The following is a 7,127-nucleotide window of genomic DNA, read 5'->3' on the forward strand; positions in this document are numbered from 1 at the left end:
ATTCTTAAAACGTAATGGGATTCCTGCCTGCGCAGGAATGACTTCTTTCTTTATTTATTTTACTACATAATTTTTTGTAAGCTCCCGGGTAAGATACTCAAATGCCTCCTGGGGTGTGTCAACAAATTTCATGAGCTTTAAATCTTCCTTATCTATCATTCCGTATTTTACAAGCTCATCAACCTGAATTATGTGCTCCCAAAATTTTGTGCCGTAAACAACAATTGTCATTTTTTTGTGAAGCTTATTTGTCTGCACAAGCGTGAGTGTTTCAAAAAGCTCATCCATAGTTCCGAAACCACCCGGCATTATAACAAGCGCTTTTGCCAGATATGCAAACCAGAATTTTCGCATAAAAAAATAATGAAACTCAAAATTCAATTCAGGGGAAATGTTCGGATTGGGATACTGTTCAAACGGAAGCGAAATATTCAGTCCCATTGAAAAGCCCTTCGCCTTTGCAGCGCCAAGATTTGCGGCTTCCATAATTCCCGGTCCTCCGCCTGAACAAACGACAAACTTGTTCGGCTTCTTCAGGCTTTTCGCCCAGTTGGTAAGTAAATATGCAAGCTCGACAGTATCTTCATAGTACTTTGACATTTCATATTCGACTTCAGCTTTCAAAATATCCTGCTGAATGCGTGTCCTGTCGCTTCCTTTTACGGACTTAATTTCATTATTAAGACTTGCGAGTTTATCTGTTATTTCCTTTCTTGATTTAATCCTTGCTGAACCAAAGAAAACAATTGTGTGCCTGATGTTATACTTTCGGAACCGTTCATGAGGTTCGATATACTCTGCAAGTATTCTCAGAATCCTTGCAGATGGTGATGCAATGAATTTTTCATTTGCATAAGCTTTGGGTGCTTTAGCTAATTTTTTTATAACTTCTTCTTTTTTCTGCTGCTTAGGTTTCTTGTCAGCTTTTATCAAATTATTTTTCTTCATATCGTTCTTTATCTCACTTTTCATGTCTTTGGGATTATTTGTATTTTTCTCGTTTCTCATAAGCTTTATAATGTTTTTCCTCCGTCAACAATGAAATTATGTCCGGTTATGAATTTATTTTCAGTCGCTAAAAAATTTATTAAAGAAGTTATATCACGCGCCTCTCCGAATTTTTTAACCGGATATTTTTTCATTTCATTAAAATTCACTGTTTCATTTTTATCATTTTCAATCACAATTGTTCCCGGTGAAATCGAGTTTACTAATATATCCGGCGCAAGACGTTTTGCAAGCTGTTGAGTCAATTTTATAACTCCCGCTTTTGAAACTGAATAAGGAATATACCCCGTCCAGTTCTGAATGCCTCCGAGCGAAGCAAGATTAATAATCTGCGGATTTTCCGATTTTGTTTTTAGCATAAATTCGGCTCCAAATTGCGCACAAAAAAATGTTCCTTTAAGATTTGTATTAATAAAATCATCAAAATCTTTTTCCGTTATTTCAAAAAAATCATAGTGCCTGAATATTCCTGCGTTGTTAACGAGAAGGTTCAAGCTCTTATAATTTTTATTTATATGCTTAAATAGCTTTTTAATATCAGAAACTTTAGAAACATCGGATTTAACTAAATCAACTTTAGTTTTAACAGCTTTTTTAAAACTATCAATATCAGCTTTGCTTGATTTATTATAGGTAACAATTAAATCATAACCAATTTCGGATAAAGAAATTGAAATATCTTTCCCCAAACGCCTTACACCGCCTGTTATAAGTGCAATTTTGTTCATATTGTTCAAAAATCTTTTAAAAAAGCTCTGTGCCCCCGGGATGACTCGAACATCCGACACGCAGTTTAGGAAACTGCTGCTCTATCCACCTGAGCTACGGGGGCAGACATTAAATATACCTAATATACCTTTTTAATTCAGTGTAAAATCAGGTGTTTTTATGTAAATACAAAATTGTAAATAATAATCGATCCGGTTAGAAAGCCGATATGTTGCTTTGTATTTTTTTATGATATTGTCTATCTTTATAGATTCTTAAAAAATTAACCCAGGGGGTAAAATGCAATTAGTAAAATTCTTTTTAATCCTTTCCTTAGTTTTTGTTTTTAATTCAACTTCTTTTTCACAAACCGTTCCTGAAATACTTTATTACAAGTTTAATACAGGAACAACTACTACACCGAATTTAGCTATACCCGGTCAGGGCACTCCTGATGCACAGTTGGTTAACAACACAATGGGACCCGGTGGTCAATTCGGAAATGCTTTAGTTGGAAACGGCGGTACAGGTTCAAATACCTACGTTAATTCCGGATGGAATATGAATTTAGGTACTTCAAGCTGGACAATTTCACTTTGGTTAAGCAATATGCCGACCACAACAGTTTATCTTTTCGGAAATGATATTACTACCAGCTTCCGATGCTTTACAAACGGAGCTGCAGGCGCCGGAAATATTACATTACGTGCAAATAATTTTACAAATGTGAACGTGACCGGAGTATTACCGGGACCTAACGTAATTCACTTCGTTTATGATAATACTGTTCCTGAAGTCAGAACTTATGTGAACGGTGTATTTCAATCGGCTGTTGCTCAAAGTCCTTTAAACCTTAACGCTATTGTTCCGTTCAAGGTCGGAAGCTACGGAACTGCAGCAAGCATACCTGTAGGCGCGTTAATTGATGAGTTCAGATTTTACAGCAGAGCTGTAAGTGCTTCAGAAATTGCTGCGACATGGAACGTTGAGCTTAATCCTGCGCCGACGGTTATCAACCCTACAAAAGTCTGTGACTTCGGATTGATTCCGCAATACTCAGGAGGAGCACTGGGTGGTCATGCTTCTGCAATTTTAGGAGATACACTTTATATTGCAGGCGGTTCAATAATTACAGGCGCCGGAACGAATCCAAATGCAAGCACAACGGTTACAAGATATTCAATAACTTCCGGAACATGGAGCGCAGGAAGAGACTTACCCGGACCAAAAGTTGCAGGTGATATGGTTAAATGCGGAAATGCACTTTACTATATAGGCGGCGGAGCTGCAACAATGACAGGTGCAGCAAATAATGTTACATATAAATATACACCTGCTGCAGGTTGGACAACAGTTGCAAACATTCCTACTCCCGTTACAGGAAACGTTGCTGAATGCTGGGGAGATAGCGTTATATTCTGCATGATGGGCGGATGGTCAACTTATTATCGTGGTATCCAGATTTACAGACCCGGTTCAGACAGCTGGTCACGCGCAACCGATTCTATTCCCGCTACCAACGGCAGAAGAAGTTTTGCAGGCGGCATTGAAGGAAATAAATTATTTGTAGCGGCAGGTTATTCAGGAACATTCAGAAAAGATTTCTGGGTAGGAACAATAGGAGCAACTCCGGAATCAATCACATGGAGCCAGAAAACCGATGTTCCTGTCCGTGGAACAGGAAATTCCCGTCCCGGTGGAACTGCAATTAATAATAGATTTTATTTTGTTTCAGGTGAGACTACACCGGGAGCTGCGGCTCAGGATTCAATTTATATCTGGAATATTACAGATTCAACCTGGCTTCCGCAAATGCTCTCTGGCAGAGGTTCAAACTCAGCATCTAATTATTGGGGAGTCATTTCTTCGGCTATTGTGAATAATAAAGCAAGAGTTTACATACCGGGCGGCTTCTGGCCTTCAACCGTTCAGACAACAAGAATGTTCGTCCTGACGGATTCAGTTGATTGCTCGCTTGTCGGTAATGACCCTGTAAGTTCGATCATTCCTTCTTCGTTCAAACTCGGACAAAATTATCCGAACCCGTTTAACCCGACAACAAGGATAAACTATTCAGTTCCTGTTTCAGGATTAGTACAGTTGAAAATCTTTGACATAACGGGAAGATTAATTCAGACACTTGTTAATGAAGTAAAAAATCCGGGAAGTTATCTTGTAGAATTTAACGCAAGCAGTTTATCAAGCGGAACATATTTCTACCGCCTCGAAGGACATAACTTTACCGAGACAAAGAAGATGTTATTGATTAAATAGGAACTTAAATATTTAGTTGTAAAAAAAAGCCATCTTGATGATTCAAGATGGCTTTTTAGTTTAAACAATTTTAAAAAATTATTTTACTAACACCATTCTTTTGGTTTCAACAAAATTTCCTGCTCTTAACTCATAGAAGTAAACTCCGCTTGCAAGATTTGATGCTTCAAAACTTACATCATAATACCCTGCAGTCAATTCAGATGAAACTAATGTCTTAACAACCTGACCTGCAGAGTTGTAAATTTTTAAACTCACCATTGAACTCATTGGTAATCCGAATTTAATCGAAGTTGCCGGATTAAACGGATTCGGATAATTTTGCATTAAAGAATATTCATTTGGAATTTCGCTTCCGTTATTTCCAACTGTCACGAGATTAGTTAAAGTAAAGTTAGCATTTGAAATATCAAAAAAGATATTATCTGCAGCTTCAACTTTTATGCGTGCCGTAGTGGTATTTATTATCGGAAGATTTACAATCTGGCTTCCATCATTAGGTGTATTTGAAACAAGTGTTGTCGGATAAGTAAATCCGCCGTCTGTTGAAAGCAGTATATTAACATTCTGGCAATTAACCGGAGCAATATTTGTATTCGCAACATTCCATAATACAGGGAATGGTGTTATCGGATTCCATACTAAAGCAGTATTGGGTGAAGTAATAGTAAAAGGTCCTGCTGCATTGGAAACGCTGAACGCAAGCTCGGAATAATCAACCCCACCGCCTGCAACAGCATTATCTCTTACAGTCAGACGGAAAGTCAATGTTCTTGAATAAGTCGGCAAAAGCTCGCCAATTGTCTGAGTTCCGTTTACTATGTTTGACATTTTTGGAAAATATCTGGTCCGCGCAGTATCAGGATTAAATGACCTGAATATCGGTGCATTACCTGATGGACTATTAGGCGTTCCTGCCGGTCCCAAATCAAATTCCTCCCAGCAATAAGTAAGTGTATTCGGTGTTTGTGCATCTGTTGCCGAACCTGTTAATTGAAATGGAGTGCTAATCGGAATTGTCCAACCGCCTGTCGGAATTGTAATAACAGGTGGAGTATTTCCGGTATTTGTTATTGCCGCACAACTATTTCCGCCCTGAAGCTGAGTATATATTGCAATTTCAGTAAAACTTCCCGTATGAAAATAAGGATCACTATTGCTTTGTAAATTTGATGCACCGCAGATTCCTGCATAACCCATAATTGTTGATGCGCTTCCCGGTTCCCATGCAGTTGATGCATTTCTGTTACCGCTGCATGAACTTTGTGTGCTGTTAAAAGTATGGTTACCGCCGAACTGATGTCCCATTTCATGAGCAACATAATCAATATAGAATGGGTCGCCGATTGGCGCGCCTAAGCCGGTAACTCCGCGTGCTTTCTGTCCGCCAACACAAATAACCCTCAAGCCGGCAATACCGCCGCCGCCTGTGCTGAATACATGTCCGAAATCATAATTAGCTGATCCGATAACATTATCACATGTAGTTTGATTTTGTCCAAGCATTGTTGAGCCATTATTGTTTGTATATGGGTCGGTACTTGCATTGGTATAAACTATTGAAGTATTGTTTGCAATCAAAACCATTCTTACGGCAAAATCTATTTCATAAACACCGTTCACACGATTAATTGCAGTTACGATTGCTGCTTGGGCAAGCGGAACTGTTCCACCGTGGAATGCTGCATACTCACCCGTGCATGCATTTGCAAGACGGTATGTGCGCAGTTCAGGTCCGCTGCTTATGATGCCTGAAAAATCCGGTGCAACAGTAGAATGTTCGGTAACACCGCATTCGAATAATTCGCTTGACCTAGACTCTTTTGTAAAATAACTGATATATATTTCTCTTTCGTTTGTGGTGTAAGGGTCAATATAAAAATCACCGAATGGAGAACGCACCATTGCATGAAATCCTTGCGGAGTAATATCAAGCTTTCCGGTTGCATAAGGGTCATCAATGCCTTTGACGTTAAATGTTTTTATTTCAGGAAATTGCGCTGCAAGACCCGGCTCCATCATTGAATATTCCGTAACCGAAAATCTTTTCATCTCGCCTGATGGCAAAGGAAGCTCAATAATGAGCGGAGAGTTTTGTGCTGCTGATGTTCTTTCTTTTGGAGCATTTCTCAAAACATTTTCCAAAGAATTTATGTCTGCCTTAACAGTTCTGTATGAATTTGGTATGATTCTTCTTTCACCTTTTAGAGAAAAATCATTCTCAGTTACATCGCTCCATAAAGTTGATGTTGAAGAAGTAACTGAAGCTGAAACGGAAGTTGGTTTGAAGCTGATTCCATCGTTACTTTTGTTAATCGAAACAAAAACAACAAACACAAGAATCAAAAAAAGAGGTAATAAAATTTTAATAAAATTAATCTTAATGAAGTTTTTCATTGAGGGTAAGTAGTTTGTTTTTAATTAGGTTAGGGTACTCATAAAATACAAGAACTTAAAGTAGCGGAAAAAAATTCAAAAATCACGAGGAAAGGAAAAGCATAAAACAAAAAACCCGTTCTGATTGCTCAAAACGGGTTTTTTAAAAAAGCCTGGCGAATCCTACTCTCCCACGCAGTTGCCCACGTAGTACCATCAGGGATGTAAGGCTTAACGGCTCTGTTCGGAATGGGAAGAGGTGTTTCCCTTACATTTAATCACCAGAACACTTATTAAATTGATTGGTTTTTTAACTTCATTAAACTTTTTCAACTGACAGTATCCCATTTTACTTTTGCAAGTAAAATTGGGACTTATCAATTTAATAGTGCTAGGAATATATTCATCGTAACCTTATAACAAGTAAATAATTGATAGCTCATATCTGTAAAAACTTAAGCTGTCAATAACGAAAAAGAAAAAGGCAAGTCGTTCGAGTTATTAGTACTGCTCGGCTGAACTCATTACTGAGCTTATACCTGCAGCCTATCAACCAGATAATCTTTCTGGACTCTTATTTCCACAAGGGAAGGGACAATTAATCTTGAAGCGAGTTTCGTGCTTAGATGCTTTCAGCACTTATCTCAACCCGACATAGCTACCCAGCGGTGCCACTGACGTGACAACTGGTACACCATTGGTCAGTTCACTCCGGTCCTCTCGTACTAAGAGCGAGCCTTCGCAATTGTCCTGCGCCTGCA

Annotated in this window: 4 protein-coding genes, 1 tRNA gene and 2 rRNA genes (1 of these 7 running past the window's edge); 1 reads left to right on the forward strand and 6 read right to left on the reverse strand. The window is 38.5% G+C overall.

Translation table 11 applies throughout. From position 1 onward, the window contains the following. Positions 1-54 precede the first annotated feature (54 nt). From VHP32_11035 to VHP32_11045, 3 genes are all read right to left on the reverse strand, one after another. The gene (locus VHP32_11035) at positions 55-1,008 is read right to left on the reverse strand and encodes an LOG family protein (protein ID HEX2788430.1); all 954 of its coding nucleotides are present in this window, start codon (positions 1,006-1,008) and stop codon (positions 55-57) included. A 5-nt stretch (positions 1,009-1,013) separates the two neighbouring features. After that, positions 1,014-1,736, reverse strand: a complete 723-nt coding sequence (locus VHP32_11040) for an SDR family oxidoreductase (GenBank protein HEX2788431.1) — start codon at positions 1,734-1,736, stop codon at positions 1,014-1,016. 30 nt (positions 1,737-1,766) lie between these two features. Further along, positions 1,767-1,840: transfer RNA gene (locus tag VHP32_11045), tRNA-Arg, on the reverse strand. A 176-nt stretch (positions 1,841-2,016) separates the two neighbouring features. On the opposite strand from VHP32_11045, the gene VHP32_11050 reads away from it, so the two are divergent. Beyond that, positions 2,017-3,990: a T9SS type A sorting domain-containing protein gene (locus VHP32_11050; protein ID HEX2788432.1), complete on the forward strand. Its 1,974-nt coding sequence runs from the start codon at positions 2,017-2,019 to the stop codon at positions 3,988-3,990. 78 nt (positions 3,991-4,068) lie between these two features. Here VHP32_11050 and VHP32_11055 read toward each other — a convergent pair whose 3' ends face one another. The 3 genes from VHP32_11055 to VHP32_11065 all read right to left on the reverse strand — a co-directional run. Then, positions 4,069-6,387, reverse strand: coding sequence for a zinc-dependent metalloprotease family protein (locus tag VHP32_11055; protein HEX2788433.1), 2,319 nt, complete (start codon positions 6,385-6,387; stop codon positions 4,069-4,071). Between the two features lie 150 nt (positions 6,388-6,537). Continuing rightward, positions 6,538-6,652, reverse strand: a 5S ribosomal RNA gene (rrf, locus tag VHP32_11060). A gap of 195 nt (positions 6,653-6,847) precedes the next feature. Next, positions 6,848-7,127, reverse strand: a 23S ribosomal RNA gene (locus VHP32_11065); it runs 2,642 nt beyond the window's last position.

The organism is Ignavibacteria bacterium (assembly GCA_036262055.1).
Taxonomy (GTDB): Bacteria; Bacteroidota; Ignavibacteria; order Tepidaquicellales; family Tepidaquicellaceae; genus DATAJP01.